The sequence below is a fragment of the Lyticum sinuosum genome (genome assembly GCF_034471385.1).
Taxonomy (GTDB): Bacteria; Pseudomonadota; Alphaproteobacteria; order Rickettsiales; family Midichloriaceae; genus Lyticum; species Lyticum sinuosum.
In genome coordinates this window covers 216,191-239,590 of sequence record NZ_JARGYU010000002.1, presented here as the reverse complement: position 1 = coordinate 239,590, position 23,400 = coordinate 216,191, and the positions used below count along the sequence as shown (strand labels likewise).

General features: G+C 23.8%; 16 protein-coding genes and 2 tRNA genes. 7 read left to right on the top strand and 11 right to left on the bottom strand.

Going from position 1 to position 23,400, the window contains the following annotated elements:
* The first annotated feature begins 49 nt into the window (after positions 1 to 49).
* Entirely contained in the window at positions 50 to 388 is a 339-nt protein-coding gene (gene trxA / locus Lyticum_RS02820) for a thioredoxin (protein WP_322498822.1), read from the top strand.
* 499 nt (positions 389 to 887) lie between these two features.
* Here trxA and Lyticum_RS02815 read toward each other — a convergent pair.
* From Lyticum_RS02815 to Lyticum_RS02780, 8 genes are all read right to left on the bottom strand, one after another.
* Positions 888 to 964, bottom strand: a tRNA-Asp gene (locus tag Lyticum_RS02815).
* A 10-nt stretch (positions 965 to 974) separates the two neighbouring features.
* A tRNA-Val gene (locus tag Lyticum_RS02810) sits at positions 975 to 1,050 on the bottom strand.
* Between the two features lie 209 nt (positions 1,051 to 1,259).
* Positions 1,260 to 2,333, bottom strand: coding sequence for an AI-2E family transporter (locus Lyticum_RS02805; protein ID WP_322498821.1), 1,074 nt, complete (start codon positions 2,331 to 2,333; stop codon positions 1,260 to 1,262).
* 241 nt (positions 2,334 to 2,574) lie between these two features.
* On the bottom strand, positions 2,575 to 3,903 hold the full coding sequence (serS, locus tag Lyticum_RS02800; RefSeq protein WP_322498820.1) for a serine--tRNA ligase: 1,329 nt from the start codon (positions 3,901 to 3,903) through the stop codon (positions 2,575 to 2,577).
* 83 nt (positions 3,904 to 3,986) lie between these two features.
* Entirely contained in the window at positions 3,987 to 4,871 is an 885-nt protein-coding gene (ilvE, locus tag Lyticum_RS02795) for a branched-chain-amino-acid transaminase (protein WP_322498819.1), read from the bottom strand.
* 29 nt (positions 4,872 to 4,900) lie between these two features.
* A complete protein-coding gene (locus tag Lyticum_RS02790) occupies positions 4,901 to 5,635 on the bottom strand; it encodes a Bax inhibitor-1/YccA family protein (protein WP_322498818.1) in 735 nt (244 codons plus the stop codon).
* A 231-nt stretch (positions 5,636 to 5,866) separates the two neighbouring features.
* The gene (locus Lyticum_RS02785) at positions 5,867 to 6,145 is read right to left on the bottom strand and encodes an HU family DNA-binding protein (protein WP_322498817.1); all 279 of its coding nucleotides are present in this window, start codon (positions 6,143 to 6,145) and stop codon (positions 5,867 to 5,869) included.
* 289 nt (positions 6,146 to 6,434) lie between these two features.
* A complete protein-coding gene (locus Lyticum_RS02780; RefSeq protein ID WP_322498816.1) occupies positions 6,435 to 7,550 on the bottom strand; it encodes a polyprenyl synthetase family protein in 1,116 nt (371 codons plus the stop codon).
* 281 nt (positions 7,551 to 7,831) lie between these two features.
* Between Lyticum_RS02780 and Lyticum_RS02775 the strand changes: the two genes are divergently transcribed.
* The 5 genes from Lyticum_RS02775 (at position 7,832) to nusA (ending at position 19,369) form a co-directional block, all read left to right on the top strand.
* Complete coding sequence (locus tag Lyticum_RS02775) at positions 7,832 to 9,724, top strand: UDP-N-acetylmuramoyl-tripeptide--D-alanyl-D-alanine ligase (protein ID WP_322498815.1); 1,893 nt, start codon at positions 7,832 to 7,834, stop codon at positions 9,722 to 9,724.
* A 142-nt stretch (positions 9,725 to 9,866) separates the two neighbouring features.
* On the top strand, positions 9,867 to 11,789 hold the full coding sequence (gene ligA / locus Lyticum_RS02770) for an NAD-dependent DNA ligase LigA (RefSeq protein WP_322498814.1): 1,923 nt from the start codon (positions 9,867 to 9,869) through the stop codon (positions 11,787 to 11,789).
* Positions 11,790 to 12,518: 729 nt separating this feature from the next.
* Positions 12,519 to 14,882 (top strand): NADH-quinone oxidoreductase subunit NuoG, encoded by a 2,364-nt coding sequence (gene nuoG / locus Lyticum_RS02765; RefSeq protein ID WP_322498813.1) that lies wholly within the window; start codon positions 12,519 to 12,521, stop codon positions 14,880 to 14,882.
* 201 nt (positions 14,883 to 15,083) lie between these two features.
* Complete coding sequence (locus Lyticum_RS02760) at positions 15,084 to 17,423, top strand: alpha/beta hydrolase family protein (protein WP_322498812.1); 2,340 nt, start codon at positions 15,084 to 15,086, stop codon at positions 17,421 to 17,423.
* Positions 17,424 to 17,680: 257 nt separating this feature from the next.
* Entirely contained in the window at positions 17,681 to 19,369 is a 1,689-nt protein-coding gene (gene nusA, locus Lyticum_RS02755) for a transcription termination factor NusA (protein ID WP_322498811.1), read from the top strand.
* 59 nt (positions 19,370 to 19,428) lie between these two features.
* Here the strand turns inward: nusA and Lyticum_RS02750 are convergent, their stop codons facing one another.
* The 3 genes from Lyticum_RS02750 to dut all read right to left on the bottom strand — a co-directional run bounded on the left by Lyticum_RS02750 (position 19,429) and on the right by dut (position 22,323).
* The gene (locus Lyticum_RS02750; RefSeq protein ID WP_322498810.1) at positions 19,429 to 20,772 is read right to left on the bottom strand and encodes an MFS transporter; all 1,344 of its coding nucleotides are present in this window, start codon (positions 20,770 to 20,772) and stop codon (positions 19,429 to 19,431) included.
* A gap of 249 nt (positions 20,773 to 21,021) precedes the next feature.
* On the bottom strand, positions 21,022 to 21,765 hold the full coding sequence (locus Lyticum_RS02745; RefSeq protein ID WP_322498809.1) for a flagellar hook basal-body protein: 744 nt from the start codon (positions 21,763 to 21,765) through the stop codon (positions 21,022 to 21,024).
* Between the two features lie 90 nt (positions 21,766 to 21,855).
* Entirely contained in the window at positions 21,856 to 22,323 is a 468-nt protein-coding gene (gene dut, locus Lyticum_RS02740) for a dUTP diphosphatase (RefSeq protein WP_322498808.1), read from the bottom strand.
* A 373-nt stretch (positions 22,324 to 22,696) separates the two neighbouring features.
* On the opposite strand from dut, the gene Lyticum_RS02735 reads away from it, so the two are divergent.
* On the top strand, positions 22,697 to 23,398 hold the full coding sequence (locus Lyticum_RS02735; protein WP_322498807.1) for a phosphatidate cytidylyltransferase: 702 nt from the start codon (positions 22,697 to 22,699) through the stop codon (positions 23,396 to 23,398).
* Positions 23,399 to 23,400: the final 2 nt, after the last annotated feature.

Here is a 23,400-nt window from a genome sequence, read left to right as displayed (position 1 = left end):
CATAACAAAATCAATTATTTAATAAGTTAATAAATATTCAATATTAATTATGGAAACAGCTCATTTAATAAATATTACTGATTCTTCATTTGAAAATGAAGTTTTAAAATATAAAGGATTTGTTTTAGTTGATTTTTGGGCAGAATGGTGTGGACCATGCAAGCAACTTATGCCAATACTAGAATCATTTGCAGAAAAAAATAATGATAAAATTAAAATTTGTAAATTAAATGTTGATGATAATCAAAAGATTCCTGGAGAAATGGGAATTAGAGGAATACCAACTTTAATTCTATTTAAAAATGGTGAAAAAATATCAATAAAAGTTGGAGCACTTAGTCTTAAAGATCTAGAAAGCTGGATAGAAGAAAATATGTCTAATAATTAAGAATTAAAGAATTATAATCAATAAATCTCTATACTAGATCTATAAATTAAATATAATAACATATTTTTGTAATTTTATTACAAATATATAGTTTTAATAATGAAATAATTTTATCAAAAATAATTGACCAACCATAAATAGATGATAATAAAAGAATTATCATAACACTTTTAACTACAAAATCTGCTTGTAAAAAAAGACTTAAGGCTGATAATTTATTTTTAGAATCGTTTTTATTAAAAGTAGTATTTAAATTATCATTATTTAAATTATCATTATTTAAACTTACAGAATCTGCTGGCTTATTAAGCTTATATCATAGGCTGAATTAATGATTATTATTATAATAACTTTTTTGTTTTTTTTATTTTAAACTCTTTTTATAAGATTAAAGTTTTATTTTATATCTTATATTTTGTATATTCACAACAAATTGCTAAGCTTAAAAATACAATACTATGTTTAGTATTGAGAACAGCAAATAGACTGAAGAATATAATGGCGGGAATGACGGGATTTGAACCCGCGACCTCTGGCTTGACAGGCCAGCGCTCTAACCAACTGAGCTACATCCCCTGATGTAAAGTGGTGGGCGATGACAGACTCGAACTGCCGACCCCCTCGGTGTAAACGAGATGCTCTACCAACTGAGCTAATCGCCCCCTTACAAGTTTTTATTATAAATATAAAAAATTAATGTGCAAGAAAAATTTTTATCATTTTTAAAAATATATTATAAAATTATTAATTCTCTCCTTAAAAAATATCATCAATAGTATTATAAATATGATACATTTATTAAAATAATAAAGATATAATTCTATTTAATGAAAATATATTTAATAATATTAATATTATATATAAAAAAATCTTATAGAATTTTTTTTAATTGTTTACTACAAAATACTTCCTCAAAAATAATTTTTATTATTACCATTGTAGGTAAAGCAAGAAACATACCTATTAATCCCATAAATTTTGCACTGAATAATAAACTAAAAATTGTTAAAAGAGGATGAAGTCCTATTTTTTTTCCAACAAAATGATTACTTAAAAAACATATATCTATTATATGTCCTACAGTATATGTAGAAATAACTAACCATATCTCAATTGTTATACCACCAAACTGTACTAAAGTTATAATTAATGTTATAATTAATGTTAATATTGCTCCAATATATGGAATAAAACTCATTATAAATGATATTAAACCAATAGTAAATGCGAAATTTATTCCTAATATAGAATATATAAGTGCATAGTAAATCCACCAAAAAAAAGCAATAATAGTTTGTCCAATAAGAAATTGACGAATTATTACATCTATTTTTTTTTGCCAATATTTTATTTTTATTATTTGATTTATAGTAAAAAATTTACTTCCATATTTTTTTATTTCATCATAATCACAAATAAATTGATATGTTATAAAAGGTATTAAAATAATTAATAATATTGATGAAAATATTGTTCCAGTTGAATAAATAACATAATCTATATTTTTACTGATGAAATATACACTTTGATTCAATAATTCTACAAATTTTATTTTGAGAAACTGAGCATTACTACTAGGTATATAAATTTCAAGAGAATTAGTAATTATTTCAACTGTTTTATTCCAATCATGATAAACAAATAGTTTATACATATTAATTACTTGATAATAACAATAAGGTAAAAAATAACTCATAATCATTATTATTGATGCAAATAACATTAATAAACTAGATAATGCTAAATATTCTTTTTTACATTTTAAGTTTTTCTGTAATTTTATGATTATCGGATATAAAATATATGCTAAAAGTCCACCAATTAAAAATGGAATAATGATATCCATAGCAATAATCATTAATATTATTAATATAATTGCTATAATATAAGGAAAAAAAGAATTTAAATTAAAATTCTTAAATATATTTAAATTTTTATTTAGCATTTATTGCTAATATCATTATTAATAAAATTTTATTCTATATAATTATTATTGTACTATAACTTTTTTCAAAGTGCTAAGTCTCTTTTACAAGAATATTTTTATTTTATAAATAAAACTATCAGTAATAAAATTATCAGTAACAAAATTTAATACAAAAATTTATTCTAACTTCTAAATACAAAAATATATTATTACTTAAATAATTTAATAATTAGTTAAAGTTAATAATAATTAATAATTTTTATTTAAGATTTGATCTATTTTGGATTTTATCCATTCCCTTCATATACTTCTTGAGAATATCAGGAATCGCAATACTACCATCTTCTTGTTGATAATTTTCAAGAACAGCAATTAATGTTCTTCCAACTGCTAATCCAGATCCATTAAGAGTATGAATATAATTCTTTTTTTTATCTTGATCAATATAATAAGATTTCATTCTTACTGCTTGAAATTCACCACAATTAGAGCAACTTGATATCTCTCTATATTTATCACACCCAGGAAGCCAAACTTCTATATCATATGTTTTTCTAGATGCAAATCCCATATCTTTTGAAGCTAAAACTATGATCCTATAAGGTAAATCTAAGCCACGTAAGACATTTTCAGCAGTATTTAGCATATATTCATGTTCAATATTAGATTGATTTTTAGATGTTATACTTACTAACTCTACTTTATTAAACTGATGCATTCTAATCATTCCTTTAGTATCTTTTCCAGCACTTCCAGCTTCAGAGCGAAAACATGGAGTATATGCTGTAAATCTTAATGGTAAATCTGATATATCTAATGTTTTATTAGCAACTATATTTGTTAATACAGCTTCTGAAGTAGGTATAAGTCTATATTTTTTGTCAACAACAAAAGAATCTTCAGAGAATTTAGGAAGCTGACCAACGTTATACATAACCTTATCTAATACCATAAGAGGAGTAGAAATTTCTATATATCCAGAAGCTTCTGCATTATCTAGCATATATTGAGCAAGAGCACGTTCGAGTTGTGCTAATTCAGCATATAATAAAACAAATCTAGTTCCAGATATTTCTATCGCAGTTTTAAAATCCATTAGACTAATAGAAAATTTATTATTTTCTATTTTTTTGTTAAATTTAACAGTTAAATCTTCTCCTAGATCAAAATGTTGCTTTGGTATAAAATTAAATACTTTTTTTTCTCCATATTCTTTAAATAATATAGAATCGTCTTCTCCACCTATTGGAACGCATTCATCGGGAATATTCGGTAATATTGATAATATATTATCTAAATGCTCTTGTTTTGAAGTTAGATCGTATTTTATTGTTGAAATTTGTTTATTAATACACTCGCTTTCTATCATCAATTCTTGAATTAAATTATTATTGCCTTGAATTTTTGCTATACTTATTTCTTTAGCAATTGAATTGCGTCGAGTTTGAAAATTTTGTAGTTCATTTTTTAAAATACATACTTCATTATCAATTAATATAATATCAGATGCTGTAGTAGATATACCACGAGCTCTCATACCTCTATCAAAAGATTCTTGATCACTACGTATTAGAGATACTTTATACATATTTTAATAATAAATATAAGAAATATAAGATTTTTATTCAATTAATGTAAATAATATGCTTTATAAAAATTTTTTTAATATTATTATTCAATAATATTCGCACCAACTAATTTTAGATATGAATATATTATATCTTTACTAATTTTCCCACATGAAAACATTTTTCCACTAATTTCCTGCACAGGAAAGACTTCAACAGCAGATCCTGTTACAAATATTTCATCAGCAGATTCAATGTCTTCTTTAGTAATTACAGTCTCTTTACATTCTAAACCAATATTTTCTGATGCAATTTTTAAAACTGTTTGACGTGTTATTCCATTAAGAAAACAGTCAGCTATAGGAGTATAAAGAACTTTATTTTTAATCATAAATATATTAGCACCAGGGCATTCAGCAACATATCCACGATAATCCATCATAACAGCATCATCATATCCTTCTTTAAATACATCTTCTCTACAAAGACTACTAATTATATATTGACCTGCTGCTTTTGCTTCATGTGGAAAACTATTAGGAGGTGGTCTAACCCATTTGGTCCATCCAAGACGTAATGGATTCCTTTTTTGATGACGATATGTCGGCCAACGCATTGCAATAAAAGATAGATGTATAGGTAAAGAGGGTGCTGATATTCCTAAAGAAATCCCTCCTTTCCAAGCAATTAATCTTAAATAAACATCATCATAGTCTGTAAGATCATTAACATAAATAATATCTTTAGCAGCTTTATTTAATTCTTCAATTGTATAAGGTATATGGTAACCTAAGATTTCTGCTGATCTAAGGAGTCTTTTATGATGATCTTCCATAGCAAAAACATTACCATAATAAGATCTTTCACCTTCAAAAACTGCATTTCCATAATGCAGGCTATGATTCATAACATGAAAATTTGCTTGCTCCAATGAAATTATTTTACCATCAACCCATATATACCTACTTGAGTTTTGGTATGTAAACATAATTAGTTATATTCTCATCTTTCTATTATTTAATCGCGTGTTCTACCAAATAAACGAACCATATACACAAACATATTAATAAAATCCATATATAATGATAAAGCGCAAAATACTGCTGCTTTAGATCTTGATATTTGATCTCCAGACATATAATAGTATACATCTTTTGCTTTTTGAGTATCATAAGCTGTAATTCCAGCAAATATTACCACTCCAGCAGCAGAAATCATAAATTCAATAGCGCTACTTTTTGTAAAAATGTTAATTAAACTTGCTATAAGTATACCAATTAAAGCCATAAAAAATATATGTCTGTATTGAGATAAATCTGATTTAGTTGTATATCCATATAAACAAGTTGCTCCAAACATACCACCAGTACTTACAAATGCTTTAAATGTTGTCATTGGTCCAAAAATTGCCAAAATATATGACAAAGAAGCTCCCATTAGAGCTGCGTAAGAAAACAGCAAACCTCTTGCTTTTGAAAGACTCATTTGGTTTATTTTTAAAGTAAAATAAACAGGAATTATAATAGTTGCTATCATCAATAATATACCTAGAGGGCCATGAACTATTGTCCATAAAGATGGACTATAAGAAACAAATCCTGCAACCAAAGATGTAATTAATAAAGCAAAAAACATCTGTTGATATATTAGAAGCATATGATTACGAAGACCTACATCATAACTGTAAGTAGAATTTGTATATGTTGATGTCTGAGATTTATTAAAATTAGATGTGTCTTTTGTATAATCCATAGAGAATCATTTGTTTAATTAGTTATTATAAAAGTAATATGAAATCATATCATATTTTGAGTTTATAAAACAAGTACTTTATCAAATTTGATTCATAAAATAGATGTATTGTAAGATATCAAAATCTCAAAAATACCAGTATAATAACAACTCCATATTTTTATTAAACATTTTCTAAAATTAGAATGAATAAATAGCGATATTTTATAATATGCTATTTATTTTAATATTTTATTCTCCTTTGATTTTTTTAATAACAGATGGAACTGCTTTAAATGAAATTTTAATTCCGGCTGGAACTTCAATAACTCTTTCCAATCCTGGCAAGCGCATAGTTTTAGGTGATGTTTTTACTTTCTTAAACATTCCTAAACTTCTAAAAGAAACTTTATTAGTCTCAGAAAGAGCTTGAATAAGAGAAGATATAAATAATTCTATATCATCTCTAGCTTGTTTTAAATTAATTTTCTTTTTTTTTGAAAGAATTTCTGCAACTCTCTTTATGCTCATATAAAGATTAAAAAATTTTGATTTATTATTATATAATGTACTTAAACACGCAGTTTATATAGTGCTATATTAAATAAATATTTCAATAATAAAAAACGTGTCTTTAAAAATTTTCTTATAAAAAGTAATAATTTGCAAATCAAATTATTATAAAATAGTTAATAAAATTATAATATAAAGAAGATAACCATATATTTTTATATGTTAATAATTAATATTTTATACTAAAAAATATTAATATTAATAGAAAATTGCATAATAATCGAATTTTTTAATAAAAATATATTAATTAATTTTTTCTTTGTAAAATTTCAATTAACAGGTCTTTTAATATGTTAATGTTAAAATTTAAATGATGATTAAGAGGATATTTTCTTTTAATTCTATCAAGAGCAGAAATAGCTACCCCTGCATATGTCTGGGCATAAGAAAGTGTTAAATTTATTATATTATATTTATTAAACATATCTGATATAATTGTAATAATTGTCTGATCATAGTAATTTTCTTTATGAATATTGTTAAAAATACTGATTATAGTGATTCGATCAGCATAATCAGCATTATTCCATAAAATAATAATTGGAATAGTTATTTTTCCTTCTTTGATATCTAACATAGCATCTTTTCCTAATATTTCTTTATTAACGGTATAATCAATTAAATCATCTATTATTTGAAAGGTTAATCCAAAATTTAATCCGAATTCTCTCCATATGGAAGCATCTTTTTTATTTTTGGATAAAACTGCAGCTGTTTCACATGATGAAGCAAAAAGTTCTGCAGTTTTTCCTTTAATAATTTCAATATATGTTTCAATAGAGAATTTATCTATTTTTTCATAAATTATTTCTTTATTATTATCTTCAGGTTTTATGATATTATTTATTTGTTTAATTTCTGCTGTTGCAATATAAGCACTTGCTTGAGCTATAGATTCAAGAACAAAGATTGATCCAGTTTTTACTAAAAATTTAAATGATTGACTAAACAAAAAGTCTCCAACTAATATTGCTTGCTTATTTCCCCATATTTTATGTGCGGTAATCTTATGTCTTCGGTAATTGCTATTATCTATAACATCATCATGAAGTAAAGTTGCTATATGTAATATTTCGATTGATGCTGCAAGATAATATATATGATAATATTTATTTAAATGATTATTATTTTGATTAACAAAATCAATATTATCGCAATCGTATGGTATAAATTTAGGATTATAGCTTCTAAAAATAAATAAAGTCATAGTTAATCTCATATTTTTCCCTCCAGATATAGATATATGTTTAGCAATATCTTTTAAATATGAGGAATCAGACGATTTTATACTTTCTGATATAAGAAAATGTACTACTTTTAATTCTTTTTTTAAAAAATCTTTAATTTTTTTGAGAGATTGCATTTTTAATATGATTAAATTTATAATTTTAGGTAATTTTTATTATAAGTTATATTTATATAATAAATGAGATATTTTTATACTTGAATATGATTTCTTTCTGATTTGTAGTTTATTAATATTTATATTTTTTTTTATAAAAACTTTCTTTAATACTAGTAAATTAACCAAAATATTACAAATCACAAATTTGTGATATATGCTTTTATAGTGTAGGTTTATAGTTAAATTTTTATAATTTGATTTTTATAATAGAAAAATTTAACTTAACTTTAATAAAAAATATGAAAATTACAGATAGTGATTACAAAAATCATATAAATAACAATAATTTATATTTAAAAGAATATAACTATCTTTATAAAACTATTCTATGGAATTCTTTTAATATAGAAGAGGCAACAGGATATAAAATTGAAACTATTTGTTTTTCTCACAATGTAATAATAGATAGCAGATTAGTATTTAAGTATGATTTGAATAAATTACTTAATTATTATACAGATGATATAAAATCTTTAAATAAAAACATTAAAACAATTAATAATTCTTGCTATGGCCCTATATTTGTGGGTCTTCCAGGTCCTAATTTCAACGGTGGGGATTTTGCAGAACAAGCTTTAGAATTAGGTGCTTCATTATGTTTCATTAATTCTGATGCAAAAAGATTTAAATCAGAAAGAATAATTATAGTAGATAATCCATATAAGATTATTGAAAATTTAGCAATTTATAATAGAAAAAGATTTAAAGGAAAAATAGTTTCTGTAACTGGTAGTTGTGGTAAAACTACATTAAAAGACATGATATCTTCATGTATTTCTAAAATAGAAAGCATAAATAATACATCAATTCATAGTGATAAATTTAATAACAATATAAAAGATTTTAGATCTGATAATATAGATTATAATAATAAAATAAATTTTTATAAGAATTATTTTACAAATTCTGAAAAAGATTCATCTTTTAAATCATTATTTAAAGTTTTCTCTTCTTATAGAAATTTTAATAATACTATAGGTCTTCCACTGATGCTTAGTAATATGCATCCAGAAAATGACTATGCTGTTCTAGAAATGGGTATGAATAGAAAAGGAGAGATAGCTAATATGACAGAAATTGCTCAACCAGATGTTACTACTATAACTAATATTTACCCTGCTCATATTGGTTGTTTTTCAAGTATTCAAGATATAATAGAAGCAAAATCTGAAATATTTTTAGGGCTAAATAATGGTATAGCTATAATTCCATATGATACTACTGGAAGTTTATCTCTTATTAACACTGCAGAAAAAAATGCAAAAATTATTATTATTTATGGAATTAATGTAATTCTTAATCAAGAATTAAAAGATTATTTGATTACTAAATTTAATAACAAAAATAGACCTACTTATATTTTTTGTAACGCAAAAATACAAAATAACAATGATAACATATATTATTCTATTAAATTAGAATTTTTTTATATAAATAAAAATTTTATATCTCAAAATAATATTGAAAAAATAAAATCAAAACATAAATTCTTTTATAAAATAAAAATTCCAACTGAACAAACAATTATAAATTCTATAGCTTGTTTATGCTCATTATACGCAGTATTATTAATAAATTATGATGATAACCAATTAATTAATATAATTCAGCAATCTTCAGATTACATTAAAGATTTTATACCATCTTTAGGTAGAGGTGGAATAGTTAATGGTAAAATAGAGAATACATTCATAATTGATGATACTTATAATGCCAATCCAGGATCAGTTGAAAAAGCAATAAATTCAATGATTTTATATAAAAATATAATATCATATGAGATGCGTCTCATAGTTATTCTTGGAGATATGTTAGAATTAGGATCTTACTCTCATCAAATGCATATTGATATTATAAATATATGTTGCGATTCTGGAATAAATATAATTTGTACTTTTGGAAAAGAATATCTAAATTCTGCTACATATTTATTTGGAGATGATATAGAAAATGGAAAATATATTCATAATAAAAATAATAAAAAAATTTTTATTCAATCTTTTAGTAAAATAAATGAATTATTTGATTTCTTAAAAAAAGAAGTTAAAGAAAATGATTTAATTTTAGTTAAAGGATCTAGGAGTATGAATATGCAAAGAATAGTTGATTATTTAGCGGAAAAAATTACTTAGATTTATATTTACTTAAATTTATATATCAAAATAGTATTATTTAGCAAATAAATTAAATTTTAAAATTTAATAGATACTTTATATTATTTCAATATAATATATGATGAATTTAATTTTTAATTTAAAAAAAACTCAGAAATTTATGTTTAATAAGAAAAATTTAATAGAAAAAATTCAATCTCTACGTCAAGAAATTATAAAACACAATCGTTATTATTATTCAAAAAATAAACCAATAATAACAGATCTTGAATATGATAGTATGAGGCGTGAACTAGAGATGTTAGCAAAGCAATTTGGTGATATGAAATTAGCTGATATTGACATAGGATATCCACCTAGTAATAGATTTAATCGTATTCGTCATACTTCTCCTATGCTATCTTTAGCAAATGCTTTTAATGAAGATGAAGTAAAAAGATTTGTTAAAAGAATTGAAAAATATACTGAAAAAAGTAATTTATCTTGTAATTATATTTGTGAGCCGAAAATTGATGGTGTTTCTTTTGCAGCCATATATTATAAAGGTAATTTAATTGCAGGATTAACCAGAGGTGATGGAAAACACGGGGAAGATATAACACAATCTCTATATTATGTAAATAATTTACCACGTAATATTAATTGTTCTGATTTAATTGAAGTAAGAGGTGAAATTTATATAGATAAAAAAGATTTTATTTCTCTAAATGAAAATAGAAAATCATCAAATGAGCAGCAATTTGTAAGTCCACGGAATGCAGCTTCTGGATCCTTAAGACATCTTAATACATCTCAAATTGCTGAAAGAAGGTTGAAATATATGATATGGGATTTATTTATTTTAGAGGAAGATCAGGTCAATATTGTAAACTTTAACAATAAAAAACAAGATAATGTTTTGTATGATATTAATATTGATACGATAGAAAATAGTTTAAAAGATAAATTAGTAAATCATTCTGATTCTTTATTATTTGCCAATAACCTTGGATTTACCACGGTGCCTTATTATATTGCAAAAGACTTTTCAGATATGATGAAATATCATCAAAAAATAGAAGAAGAAAGACCATTCTTAGATTATGATATAGATGGAGTAGTTTATAAGATAAATGAAATAAAAGTAGGAAAATTTCTTGGATCAACAAATCATTCTCCAAGATGGGCAATAGCTCATAAATTTACTGCAGAAACTGCTTTAACTGAGCTTATTAATATAGTATTTCAAGTTAGTAGAAATGGTATTTTAACACCAGTTGCTGAACTAAAGCCTATTTTAATTAATGGCGTAACTGTTAGTAGAGTTAGCCTTCATAATATTGATGAAATCAATAGATTAAAATTATATCTAAATTGCAAAGTAGAAATTAAAAGAGCAGGGGATGTTATTCCCAAAATAACTAGGGTTATATTTGATAATCAAGTAACTAATAATAATCCAATATTAGAATTAACAGATATAAAATGTCCAGAATGTCACAATAAAGCCATATTTAAATCTCCATATTTATATTGTGATAACTATGCATGTCCAGCTCAAATTATTGAAAAAATGATACATTTTTCAGGGCGTTCATGTTTTAATATTATTGGACTAGGAAAAAAGCAGATTAAACAACTATATCAGCTAAATATAATAGAAAATTGTGCAGATATAATGGAAATACCAGATAAATTAGATTTAATTAATAAAATTAAAAATCAAGATGGTTGGGGAGATAAATCTGTTAATGATTTAATAGACTCAATAAAAAAAGCTAGAATCGTATCATTTGCTAATTTTATATATGCAATGGGGATTCCAAATATAGGATATGGTATTGCATCAATATTATCTGATAAGTTTCATAATATAAAATCTCTTGTAGAGATTCAAAATAAAGAAGAATTACAAATAAAATCAAAATTAGGGGAAAAAACATCAGAATATTTATGGAATTTTATATCTAATATTTTAAAACCAGCTTTAATGATAGAATCTTCTCAAAATAAAATAGAATATGAAGAAAAATCCAATAATATCAAAATAACATTAGAAATAGAAACATTGACTAGATTAATAAAGGTAATCACTATTCAATAAATAATTTGATAATTATTAACTATATAACTTTTTAATATATTAAATATGCTACTTTTTCCAATTTTTATGAAATTCCTTATTTTCTTTCTCATCTTTTTCATAAAAAGAATTATATATACAATTTTTTATTGCTTTTAAAGCTAACATACAAAGTAAACCTACTGAACATACTATTGTACTTCCTACTATAGATATTATAAGACTACTAATTATTCTATAGCTTCCGATTGATTTTACTATTAAAGATATATTTATTATTAGAATTTTAATTACAAAATATTAATTTTTGATACACATTTTTTAGATATTAACTTATAAAATATTGTATATTTTATATTTATTCGCTATATATTCATTATGTACAAGATTTGTTATTGTGTCTAGCTATATTTGATTTGACGATAAAAAATATTGCTAATTTCAAATTTAGATTAATTTTATTAATTTAAAATAATAAATTAATTTATACAATAAAAAATAAAATTACCATTAATATCAATAATTTTTATAAAAAAATAATAAATAATTGATAATCATCAATAAATATGATTTTATAAATGCTAAAATATTTTAGTAGTTAAGAATTTTTTTGTTCTTCAAATAAAAATTCTCATATCAATTTATCAGTATTTACATATAGAGATCTGAATCCTTGCATGCTTTTTTATATTTAGTTAAAGTTTTATTTGTAATATAAAAATTTACAAAACTAAGTAAAAAATAAAGTTTATGAGTAAAATTATTATAAATATAAATGGAAACAATTATGAATTTGATAATGATCTAACAATTATTCAAGCATGCGATCAAATTGGTATTGAGATTCCACGTTTTTGTTATCATAAAAATCTTAAAATTGCTGGAAATTGTCGTATGTGTCTTGTAGAAGTAGACGGAATATCAAAGCCTGTGCCTAGTTGTTTACATAAAATTAGCAATAATACTAAGATTTCCACAAACTCTGATTTAGTAAAAAAAGCACGTGAAGGAGTAATGGAATTTTTACTCATTAATCATCCTCTTGATTGCCCTATTTGTGATCAAGCTGGGGAGTGTGATTTACAAAATCAAGCTTTTCTTTATGGAAAAGGAAAATCTTACTATAAAGATAAGCGTCGTATTGTGAATGATAAAAATATGGGACCATTTATATCTACTCATATGACTCGTTGCATTCATTGTTTACGTTGTGTTCGTTTTATGGATGATATAGCAGGATCCCCAGAAATCGGAGTTTTTTATCGTGGTGAACAAGTTGAAATATCAACTATTCTAAAAAAATCAGTTCATTCTGAACTTTCAGGAAATATTATTGATCTTTGTCCAGTTGGTGCTCTTAATGATGCTCCATCAGCATATACATATCGTCCATGGGAATTAAAAAAAATAAAAACCATTGATATATGTGATTCTTTAGGTAGTGCAATTTACATTTATAGTAAAAACAATAAAATAGTTAAAATAAAACCATCTGAAGATAATGATTGTAATCAAGGATGGATTTCTAATAAAAGTCGATTCTCATATGATGCTTTATCTTATCAAAGAATTACTAAACCTATGATACGTAATTCCGATAATCATCTAGTACCATGTTCTTGGGAAGATGCATTAAATTTGATAGTAAATTTAATTAACAATTGCAAAATAAAATCAGAAAAATTTTCACAAAATGTATTGCAAAAACATATAAACATAGCAGCTATTTCAGGAGATTATACAGATCTTGAAACAATTTATAGCTTTAAGACATTATTAGATAATTTAAATTGTAACTTTAATTATGAATGTAGACAGAGAGGTGAATTAATTAATCCTCAAAATAATAGTAATTATTTTTTTTCTAATGGTATTAATAGTATCGATGAAGCTGATTATTTTTTAATTATAGGTGGAAATATGCGTTATGATGCTCCTCTATTAAATTCAAGGATTTTTCAGAATTTTCAAGAAAATAAAATAAATATTAGTTATTTTGGTGAAAATATTAATTCTACTTATAATATGAATTATTTAGGTGATGATATTAATGTATTAAGAAAAATTGCAGATGGGAATCACAAAGAATGTGATATCATTAGAAAATCTAAAAAACCAATTATTATATTATCAACATCAGCAATGCAAAGTATTAATTATAATACTATATATATAATTGTTGAGTTAATTGCTTATCGCTTTGGTTTATCTAATAATGAGTGGAATAGTATTAATATTTTACCTAATACATTAGGCTTGATAAATGGACTTTTTTTAGGTTTTTATCAATGTTCTAAAAACATAAATATTGATAATAATCAAATTAATGATGATAAAGTTTCTCCCATAAAAACATTACTTAAAAAACTTTGCAGTAATAATAACATAATAATAAAAAATCACGAGAGATTTATTAAAAATAAAGAAGATAAAGATATAGATAAAGATATATTTAATGAATCTACATTAGAAGGTAATTCCACTATTTTATTTCTATTAGGATCTGATGAGATTGATTTATTATCTATACCATCAAATGTTAAAGTTATTTATATAGGTCATCATTGCGATAATTCTGCAAATAGAGCAGATATTATTTTACCCAGCCCTGCGTATACAGAGAGAAATAGCTTTTATTTAAATTTAGAAGGAAAATTAAGAAAAACATCATTAGCAATAAATCCTCCAGAAGAATCTAAAGAAGAGTGGGAAATTGCACTTATGATAGCAAAAAAGCTCGCAATTGATATTAAGTGGAATAATAGAAAAGAGTTAATATTTTATTTAATCAATGATAATATCTTAATAAAGCCACAAATGTATAAATATTATATAAATTTAATTGATAAAAATAATTTCAGTGATGATAATACAGATATAACAGATATAAAACAGGATATACTTATAAAAAAAACTAAAGATCATCTAGATAAATACTTCTATAATGATACTATTGATAAAAAAGATGAAAATTGTGAAGATAAAGAAAAGAAATATCCTTCCATGATGCCAAAATCATCTGATATACGCAGTTTTTATTGTGGTGATATCTTAGGTAGAAATTCTAAAAATATGATTATTGCTTATGAATATCATAAAGATTTAAATAAATAAATTTTATACATAAATATACATATTAAGACTATATTAATAGTAAAATACTTAGTATCAATACCATATTGATAAATATATAATATATATAATAAAAATAGTAATTAATTCAATAAAGCAAAGTTTTGATTATTTGATTTTATATTGTTAATTGTTTATATAGTGAGATTGTATATCTAAGTAAAAATTATTCTATTAAAAGGAATGAAAAAAATAATCTTAAGAAAAAAATTAAAAACTATTATTATAGTATTGCTTTTAATATTAAGTATTATATTTGGATTAAATTACCTTTTTAATAATTTTAACGAAAAAAACATTAAAATATCAACAAAAAATATAAAAAAAATGAATTATAATAGCTACATACCTAGAAATATAATTTTTGATAATCCTGAATTTTCAGGACTATCAATTAGTCCTAATGGAGACTATTTATCATATTCTGCACCATATAACAAAGTTATGAATATTTATGTAATAAGTGTAGATAAATTTTCTGATCTGGAAAAAACATATAATTCTCTTGAAAGTAAAGAGAATCGCAAAAGTTGGATGAGTGATTTGATAAAAAATAGTAAAATCATAACAAAAAGTACAGATCGTCCAATTATCAACTATTTTTGGACTGAAGATAGTAAATATATAGTTTATTTATTAGATAAAGACGGAGATGAAAACCATGGAATGTATTTTTTTGACCCTCATTCTGGAGAAGAAGTATTTCGTATTGTAGAACCAGGCGTAAAATTTAATCCATTATTAAATAGTAAAAAATATCCAAATATTCTATTATTTGCAAGCAATGGTAGAAGAAAAGATCTTTTTGATATTTATAAATTAGATACAAAAAAATGGGAAAAAGAATTATTAATTACTAATGATAAATATAGTAATTTTATATTTGATGATGATCTTAACCTTAGATTTGGGGATTTTAGTTTATCTAATGGAGGTATACAAGTTGATATATTCAAATTCTCTTCTTTAAAAGATCATCAACAACTAAAAGAATCAGATACTTTTGTTGCTGATGGAATTATAGTAAATAATAAAAATCATTTTAATAAAATAAAAAATGATAATATAGAAAATTCAAGTAATTCATTATTAAATAATGATAATCTATATGTATATATAGAAAAATTTATGACAATTTTACCAGAAAATGTATATACAACTAATTTAATAGGTTTTAATAAAGATAATACAAAAGTTTATATTCTTGATTCTTTTGGTCAAAATACACCATCAATTTATATTGAAGATATAAATACAAGAAAACGCGAAACTTTATTTTATGATAAGAAAAGCGATGATATTAGCATAAGTATAGACGAAAATACAAAAGAATTGAGATGGATTGATGTTAATTATGCAAGAAATAAAAGATATATATTTGATACAAAAATTAAAGATGATTTTTTAAAATTAGAACAATCATTTCCTAATACTGAAATAAGTATAATCTCATCTACAATCGATGATAGAAATTGGATTATATCTGTATGGAGTGATACTATTCCATCTGAATTTTATTTATATGATAGAAATCAAGAATCAATAAAATTTATAGCAACTACTAGGCCTAAATTATGGGATTATAAATTAATGCCAATGTATCCAGTCCTGATTGAGTCAAGAGATAACTTAAATATGATAAGCTATTTGACTCTTCCAGAAGAATCAAATTTTTCAGAAAAAATTATTTATAATGATGATAAGATAGCAATCAATATACATCCTAAAAATCCCGTTCCTTTGATATTATATGTTCATGGTGGTCCTACAGCCAGAGATGATTGGGGATTAAATCCTGTTACTCAATGGCTTGCTAATCGTGGTTATGCAGTACTAAATGTTAATTATCGTGGATCAACTGGATTTGGCAAAGAATTTATTAATGCTGGAAATGCAGAATGGGGAGCAAAAATGCATGATGATTTAATAGATGCTGTTGAATGGGCAATAAATAATAATATAACCACTAGAGATAAAGTAGGTATATTTGGAGGTAGTTATGGAGGATATGCTGCACTTGTAGGTTTAACATTTACACCAGAAGTTTTTGCATGTGGAGTTGATATTGTCGGTCCATCAAATCTTTTAACGCTGATGGATTCTATTCCTCCATATTGGAAACCTTTTTTTGAACAACTTAAAATAAAAATAGGAGGAGATCCATCTACTGAAGAAGGTAAAAAGTTTTTAGCTCAACGTTCACCAATTACGTTTGCTTCTAATATTAAGCGTCCGTTGCTAATAGGACATGGAGCAAATGACCCTAGAGTTAAAGAACATGAATCAGAGCAAATGATTTCTGAGTTACAAAGAAAAAATATACCTGCAACATATGTTCTTTATCCTGATGAAGGTCATGGTTTTGCTAAACCAGAAAATAAAATGTCTTTTTTTGCTATAACTGAAAAATTTTTAGCAAATTGCTTTGGAAATAGAAATAATTTTGAAGAAATAAAAGATGAAGAATTGAACTTAAGTTCTGCAAAATTTATTGCTGGGAAAGAACAAATACTAAAAAAATAATTAATAAAAAATGTTTTAATTTAACTCATGTTAATATATTATTAAATAACGCAATTTTATTTTCTGATAACTAAATAGTATTATAAAAACAATATGATACTATGTATAATTATATGTTTTGACAACAGTAATATATAAAAACTTTCAAAAATATTGTTGCTCAAAGAGATTCTTGATAATTTAAAACAATATAATTGTTTTTTTTATATAATTTCATATAAATTTAATTTTTTAATTAATTATTTTGATTTTTTTAAATGGCTATAAGTAATAAAGCTTGGGATAGTGTTGAAATTTTACAGGTAATAGAAAGTTTTTCAAGAGAGAATGGAATGTCAAAAGAGGCAGTTTTTTGTTCTCTTGAGGAAACAATAGCAATTTTTGCTAAAAAACAATACGGAAACAATGGAATAATTATAAAAATAGATAGAAATAATGGAGATCTAAAAATTTTCAATGAATTGATTGTAATTAGTGATGAAGATATGGAAAATATCATTATAGGTAAAAATAAAAACTTTAATAAAGATGATAGCTTCATTAATCATGAAATAAATAATCAATTAAATGAAAAAGAGTATAATATTGATGATGTTTTATCTAATCGAGATCATAATCATGATCCAAATTATATACATTCTGGAAATTCTATTTCTCTTAGTGAAGCACTTATTTTATATCCTAATGCTAAAGTAAATGATCGTATTAAAGAGGTTTTACAAAATATAGAGTTTAATAATGCAACTATACAATCTGCTAAAAAAATTCTTAGCGCAAAAATTAATGATATTAGAAAAAAAATAGAAAGAGATAGTTGTCAACATAGAATAGGAGAAATATTTAGTGGAATGGTAACTCATATTAATAATATAGGACTTTATCTTCAGACAAATCATGGTAATGCAATTATAAAAAGAAATAATCTTTTAAAAACAGATCATCATAAAATAGGAGATCGCATAAAAGCATGTTTAATAGAAATAGATTCTGAAAATCATGGACCACAATTAATTCTTTCAAGAACATCTGATGAATTTTTAATTCAACTCATGAAAAATGAGATTCCAGAAATATACAATAAAATTATTAGAATAATGGGTGTTTCTCGATATCCTGGTATTCGTTCGAAGGTTGCAGTTTTTTCTTCAGATAGTAATACAGATGCTGTTGGTTCATGTATTGGAATTAAGGGATTAAGAATTAAATCTATTATGAAGGAATTAGGAGATGAGAAAATAGATATTGTACATTGGTCTGATAATCCAGCACAATACCTTATAAATTGTATACAACCTATTCAACCAAAAAAAATAGTTATTTATGAAGACAAACATTCTGTTGATGTTATACTTGATAATTCTCATTTAAGTTCTGTTATTGGTAGAAGAGGACAAAATATTAATTTGATATCTAAATTATTAGGTTGGAGTATTAATATTACAGATGAAGAAAATTATTCAAATCGTCGTCTTAATGACTTTAATAGAATGACAACATCATTAATGAGCAGACTTGATATAGAAGAAATATTAGCACAATTATTAGTTGTTGAAGGATATGATTCAGTTAATAAAATTGCTGAATCAAAACCAGAAGTATTATCTCAAATAGAAGGGTTAGATCAAGAAGTAGCTGAAGAGCTAATTTTAAGATCCAAAGAGTATCTATCAACAGATGTAAATTCAGAGTTGAACGTTGAAAATACATCTATGTCAGATACAGAATTATCAAATAAAAAAGAGCAAAAAATTAATAAAAAAACATTACTTAATGTTATGAAAATGTTATCATTTAGTGGAATAAAATCAATATATGATCTAGCTAGCCTATCTAGTGATGAATTAATACAGATTTTAGATAAATATAACTATGATATATCAGAAGAATCAGCTCGAGAAATAATAAGTAATGCTCGTAATAAGGCTTATTTTTCTTTTGCTAAATAAATATCTATTCTTAACGTAAATTAACTTAAATAAGAAAATTTTCATAAAAATTTATATATTTATATTTTTATTTTTTTTCTTGTTAAAAAATCATACAACCATAGCAGTGAAATACCAGTAATTGATATAATTAAACATATCACAATTACCATACATCCATTGATTAATGATTGTTCTGTAAATCCACCATTACTCATATTAATATCATTACTATTAGAAATAACTTTACTAATAGAAATGTGGAAAAATGATCCAAATGACATCATTATCATATTTGAAATAGCAGAACTAAGAGAAAAAAGACGAGGTGAAACATAATTAGTAGCTTCACTTATAATAGAAATTTGATATCCACAAAGTATTCCTAATAAGAATAATACCAAATGTGCTAAATTTACTGTATTATCAAATATATTTACAGAATAATCACATATTTTAAATATAAGCATTATAAATAATATTAACATACCTAATGCACATGTCATGATTAAAATATAATTAGATATCTTATTTTTTGATATCTCTGCCATCATTCCTATAAAAGGAAATCCTATACATAAACCTATGAATATACAACTAGAACCTAAAGCAACTTGATTAGAATCCATGTTATAAACTATTTTCAAAAAAGGCATTGCCCATGCGTCAGCAAATCCTTCTAAAACTCCAAGCATTAATCCTCCGATGATAGATATAGTAATTATTTTCCAATTAAATATTACAGAAATTACATCTTTTGCAACTCCAGATTTCTCAGATTTAGATTTTTTATTTATTGATGGAGAAATACTATCTTCATTTTCTGAAATTTTAAATATTTTTTTAATTTTATTACTTCCAGGTATAAAAAATATAAGAATAGTCATAAAGATACTAATTATCATAAATCCTAGTATTAACCAATCAAATCCATAATTTTCTATGATTATCATAGCTGGTTTATTGAATAAACTTACAAGCAATAAAGCAAACGTCACCATGAATCCTAGCATTTTTTCATATCCATCGTTAAAAGATAGCCGAATAATTTTCATTGCAGATAAAAGAATTCCTGCTGATCCAAATCCAACAATAAATCTTCCTATAATATTGATTATCCAATATTTAGATGTAAGATTTGGTAATGTTCCAATTAAAATACAAGCTATCGCAATAAAAAAATTGTTTTTGCTAGAATATCTGGTGAGTAATATACTGAATGGTATATGTCCTATAGAATATCCTATATAATAAATTCCTGCAAATTGTCCAAAATCAGCATTTGTTATTCCAAACTTGATTTTAATTTCATTAATTGCTATAGCGGGAAAAACTCTTAATAAATACTGAAATCCATAGAGCATACTTACTATAAACCATATTATATATGATGTTCGATATTCTTTTGATCTATTTTTAGACATTTTATTAAACTTTTATTGTTTTATTTATTAAATAATTTATAAAATATTAATTAAAGTTTTTGATTATATATATTTTCACTTGTAAAAATCTAGAACAAAAACCTACAATATTTTAAATCTTTTAGGATATAAAAAATCTTAGTATAAGTTTTTATATATCAATTATATACTTTGATTATTTTATTTACAAATATACTTCCATATTAATAAGAAATACTTCCATACTAATAAAAATTAATTTGTAGATAATTAAGGTTGATGTGATAATATATCATATGCTTTATTTTGTAGATGATATATCTTACTAATTAAAGCTGTTTCATTTTCTACTTTTTTTTGTAAATCAACCATATGTGTCATTTCATTAATTGAATTAATATTGGATTCCTCAACTGCTCCTTGAACTATTTTATAATTTTCAGCAGGTATTGTTTGTTCTTCTGATATAAAGAGTAGATCTCTATTTTTACGAAGAAGATGTCTATTAGGAAAATCTACAATAGCAATTTGAGATCTTAATTCCTGTATAATTATAGAATTAGCTTCTGTATATCGACCATATACCTCTCCTATCTCATTTACAACTATACTCATATCATTTTCGTCAATAGCTATTGGATTTCCATCAGTAGATAATAGAGGATATCCATGAGTCGTTACAATTAAATTTTCATTATTTCTATAAAAATGACCTTGTCGTGTATACATGACTCCTTCGGGAGTTTGAACAGAAAAAAAACCACTACCATCTATCATAAAATCAAGAGGATGTTTGGTGTGATTTGGGGCCCCTTGTTTAAAATTTATTATTGTTTTTTCATCATATGGAAATGATACATTATCATTAACATCTTTTGTGATATAATTTCGAAAAATCATATCATCTGTTTTGAATCCATCAGTTTGTGCATTGGCAATATTATTACTACTTTTTCTAGCTCTATTTTGTTCACCAATACTACCAGATAACATAGAATATATAGCATTATCCATTTTATAAAATTTTAATTAAATTAAAGTAAGTTTTTTTATTTAAACTACTAATTTTTTATTTTAATTAATATTAATATTTAAATATATAACTTATAATCCTGTAGAACCAAAACCATTTTCACAACGTATACTAGTATTCAATTCTTCTGATTTTGCTAAACAAACACGTTCATAACGATTTATTACTAATTGTGCTATTCTCATACCATGAGTTATAGTGAAAATATGATTACCAAAATTTGCTAAAATAATTTTTATCTCTCCACGATAATCTGAATCTATTGTTCCTGGAGAATTAAGTACTATAATTCCATTTTTTAGAGATAACCCTGATCTTGATCTGATTTGACCTTCGTAACCATCAGGTATAGCAATACAAATCCCAGTTTCTATAAGAGAACGTTCTCCAGGATAAATAATAATTTCTTTATTCGGAATAGCTGACATAATATCTAGTCCAGCACTACCGGCTGTTGCATACTGAGGAATTGGTAAATCAACAGCATGTGGAAGAAATTTAATTTTTATATCTAATAGTGGTACTTTTACATTATTCATTTTAGTAATGATAAAATATTTATAATAAAAAATATTTGATTTATTAATATTAATTATATTGATTTTAATGTCATGCAATAAACTATAGTCCTATACTATATTAAATGCAATAAATGTTATTTATTTTATGATATTTCAAAGGAGTATTAATAATAATATAAAATATTAAATAATATATATATAAATATATATAATATAAAAATATATAATGTAAAATAAAATTTTTCTAACAGTTTATAACTAGATACAATACTTTAAAGTATATTATTATTTTTCTGATTAAATAATAAATATGAATATGTAAATTTATTTAATATAAAATCAGATATGATATATTAATATATTATCAAAGATATCAATTACATAATATATAATGAAATTAAATAATTTACAAAAAAGAATTTTATCATCTTTTGTTATTTTACCACCAGCTCTTTATATTGTTTATTATGGATCTTGGTTATATGTATTATGGGTTATAATAATTGGTTTATTAATATGCTATGAATGGCAAACTATTATAACAAATAATGCAAAAAAAATTTTAGGAACAAATTTATTTATTGCAAAATTTGAGTGGAGAATACTAGGGATAATTTATTCGTGTATTTTTATTTGGTCAATGTTAGTAATTAGATCCCATAATTTTGGTTATATTTTAACAATGTTTCTTATAACAGTTGTATGTTTTACTGATATAGGTGGTTATATTTTTGGAAAATCTATTGGAGGTCCCAAAATCGCACCGAATATAAGTCCAAATAAGACCTGGAGTGGATTAATAGGAGGTACAAGTCTTGCAACTATTGGTGGATATTTTTTTTATTTATTATGTGGAGATTTTATTTTTCCATATTTTATATCATCTCCTATATTTGCAATTTTATCACAAATTGGAGATCTAATAGAATCTGCTTTTAAAAGAAAATTTGGACAAAAAGATAGTGGAAGTATAATCCCAGGACATGGTGGCATAATGGATAGAATGGATGGTTTTGTAATATCTGCTCCATGTTTTGTATTTTATATAGATATAGTAAATTTATTAATAAAAAATACAGTATTTTTTCTATAATT